Raw genomic sequence first — 3,000 nt, 5'->3', positions numbered from 1 at the left:
AGCGGGCTGGATTTCCAGAAGAAGCTCGCCGATCTCGGCAAGGCGGTGCCGATCGTGTTCATGACCGGCCATGCCGATGTGCCGATGACCGTGCGCGCCATGAAGGCGGGCGCGGTGGACTTCCTGCCAAAGCCGTTTCGCGACCAGGAGATGCTGGATGCGGTGGCCGGCGCCGTCGAGCGCGACCGGGTGGCGCGCGAGGCGCGGGACACCATCGCCGACATCAAGGCGCGCTATGCGACGCTCAGCCCGCGCGAGAGCGAGATATTGGGATTGGCGACCGCGGGGCTGCTGAACAAGCAGATTGCGGCCAAACTCGTGCTCAGCGAGATCACCGTGAAAATCCATCGCGGCAAGATGATGAAGAAGATGGAGGCGCGGTCTTTCGCCTCCCTGGTCAAAATGGCCGAGGCGATGGGCATCAAACCGGCCCCCGGTACCGCCCGATAAACCACAGTATGATTCCGCAAGCCCGCGGATTTTGGCACATACACTCTCGAAACGGCTCGACACTGGGGTCGCTGTCACAGCCGCCGGGTGAAGATGACGTTGCCATCAGACCAATCCATCGCGATCATCGACGACTCTGCTTCCGTCCGCCGCAGCCTCGAAAGCCTGCTGCGCTCGCTGGGATTCACTGTCGCGAGCTTCGAGTCCGCGCAGGCCTTCCTCGCCGCCGGAAAGCGCGTGTCGTGCGTCGTCACCGATGTGGAGATGCCGGGCATGACCGGCATCGATCTCTATGAGGCGATGCGGGCGGGCCGGGACACGACGCCGGTGATCTTCATCACCGCCGCATCCGAGCAGCAGGTGCGCCAGCGCCTTGGCAGCGAGCTCTGCGTGCTCGGCAAACCGTTCGAGGCCTCAGACCTCACCGCCTGCATTCACCGCGCCATCAGCCAACGCTGAAACGCGGCTCCCAGGCCGGCTCGCCGTCCGGCACCGGGCTGCCCTCGCCGAGCTGGATGCGGCGGATGTCGCCGAATCCCCGCGGGCTGCGGTGGGCGATCAGCACGATGGTCGCCTGCGGCAGCTCGCTGCGCAGCAGGGCCATCACATTGCATTCGGTCTCCAGATCGAGCGCGCTGGTGGCCTCGTCGGCGAACACCCAGTCGGGCTTCGCCACGATCAGACGCACGATGGCGAGGCGCTGCTGCTCGCCGACCGACAGGCCGCTCGCATGATCATCGCCTGCATCGAGCCGGGCGCCGAGGCCGACGGCGCGGAGCAACCGCTCCACCGTCTCCGCCGGGACGCTGCCGGGATCGGCGGGATAGACCGCGGCATCGTGCAATGAGCCCAGCGGCAGATAGACCTGCTGCGGCATGAAGACGAGATGGCCCGCGGGCAGCGTGATGCGGCCATCGGTCTGCGGCCACAGGCCGGCGAGCGCCTTGATCAGCGTGCTCTTGCCAAGGCCCGAGGCGCCGCTCAGCCAGACTGTTTCGCCTTGCGCAACGGACAGCGCCGGGATCTCCAGCAAGGTACGGCCATCGGGCGCGCGGATATGTAGATCGCGGATGTCGAGGTCAGTCCCCGCAGAGACCTGCCGCTGCAGCGATCCAGCCGGATGCGCCGCACCGTCGGTGGCCGTCATAAAGCCCTGCAGACGGCGCGTGGTCGCGACCAGGTCGGACATGAATTTACAGTTGAAGATCAGCCAGGACAGCGTGGTCACGACATTGCCGAAGGCTGCCGCGAGCTGCGTCAGGCCGCCCAGCGTGATCTTGCCGGCGAGAAATGCGGGGAGCGCCAGGAATGTCGGAATGCGCAGCACGCTCTGGAAATACGGCCGCGTGAACATGCCATAGATGAATTCGCGGCGGATGACGCGACGCCAGACGCCGAACAAATCGTCGAACCGGCGCGCGATCACCTTCCGGTCGGCTGCATCACCATGCGACAGCGCGATGGCCGACGCGTTCTCGCGCAGATTCACCAGTGCGAAGCGAAAGTCCGCCTCGCGCCGCTGCTCTTCCATCAGCAGGCCCGGCAGCTGGCGGCCGAGCAGATGGGTGAGCACAGTGGACAGCAGCACATAGATCGGCGCGGCCCAGACCATGTAGCGCGGGATCTCGATATCGACCCCGAACAGCGAGACCTGCAATGCGAAGGTCGAGAGCTGCCACAGCAGCATGACATAGGAGACGAGCCCGATCAGGCTCATGATGAAATCGAGCACGCCGGTGCGGCCGACACCATCTACGCCGCCGAGGATGAATTCCGGGAACATGCTGCAATCTTCGGCGATGCGCTGGTCGGGATTGTCGATGCTGTGATCGGAGCGCAGGCTCGGATGCAGAAACCAGTAGGCTTTGCCGACGGTCCAGCGATGCAGCAACGTTTCCGACAATCGCTGCCGCCAGCGGAATTGCAGCAGGCGCTTGCAGTAGCGCGCGATCAGATAGAGGCTGGCCGAGATGCAGACCAGAATGGCGAAGACGCCGATCTGGGTGATGGCCGCTGGCCCGTCGATCTTCTGCAGCGCGTTGAAGAAATCCGCGCTCCACTGCACCTGCCGCAGCGTCACCTGAATGGCTGCGAGCTGACATGCGATGATCACGGCGAGCAGGAACAGGCTGACGTAACGTCCCGGCCCGGTGGAGGCGATCCAGACGAAACGCCAGATTTGCTTCAGAATATCGCGCATGACGTTTGTCCGTTTCAAATGCGTCGGTAATGACGAAGCCGGAGCAAGCTAACCGTGCTCGCTCCGGCTCCTCGTGTCGCGTGATCGATCAAAATGCGTAGCTGGCACCCAGCTTGAACGTCCGGCCGGGAGCCGTGCGCAGTTCGATGGGATTCCCCATGGCGACAGCTGCCGACGCCGTGTTCGTGTAGGTGGTATTGCCCGTGAGCGACGGGAAATAGCGGGTGTCGCCGATATTGAGGACCGAGGCACGCAGCGTCAGGCCCGGCGCCATCTGCGGCCGATAGCCGACGATCGCATCGAACACGATGTAGCTGTCCGGGCGATAATAGGTGGGATCGCTGCGCGAC

At 64.6% G+C, this 3,000-nt stretch carries 4 protein-coding genes; 2 read left to right on the top strand and 2 right to left on the bottom strand.

The window, feature by feature from the left end:
* The coding region (locus tag ACIQ2A_RS25825) for a response regulator transcription factor (protein ID WP_398484920.1) at nt 1-450 on the top strand (450 nt) is incomplete at its 5' end.
* A 93-nt stretch (nt 451-543) separates the two neighbouring features.
* Entirely contained in the window at nt 544-909 is a 366-nt protein-coding gene (locus ACIQ2A_RS25820; RefSeq protein WP_398484917.1) for a response regulator transcription factor, read from the top strand.
* Here the strand turns inward: ACIQ2A_RS25820 and ACIQ2A_RS25815 are convergent.
* A complete protein-coding gene (locus ACIQ2A_RS25815) occupies nt 896-2,650 on the bottom strand; it encodes an ABC transporter ATP-binding protein/permease (RefSeq protein WP_398484915.1) in 1,755 nt (584 codons plus the stop codon). The genes ACIQ2A_RS25820 and ACIQ2A_RS25815 overlap by 14 nt on opposite strands.
* Before the next feature lie 88 nt (nt 2,651-2,738).
* The coding region (locus tag ACIQ2A_RS25810) for a hypothetical protein (protein ID WP_398484913.1) at nt 2,739-3,000 on the bottom strand (262 nt) is incomplete at its 5' end.

Origin of the sequence: Tardiphaga sp. (assembly GCF_044336785.1) — a bacterium.
Taxonomy (GTDB): domain Bacteria; phylum Pseudomonadota; class Alphaproteobacteria; order Rhizobiales; family Xanthobacteraceae; genus Tardiphaga.
This window is presented reverse-complemented; position numbering and strand designations above follow the sequence as displayed.

Excerpts from the sequence above, each read along its gene's own strand:
- ACIQ2A_RS25820 (WP_398484917.1), top strand. The coding sequence starts at position 544 with ATGACGTTGCCATCAGACCAATCCATCGCGATCATCGACGACTCTGCT.
- ACIQ2A_RS25815 (WP_398484915.1), bottom strand. The coding sequence starts at position 2,650 with ATGCGCGATATTCTGAAGCAAATCTGGCGTTTCGTCTGGATCGCCTCC.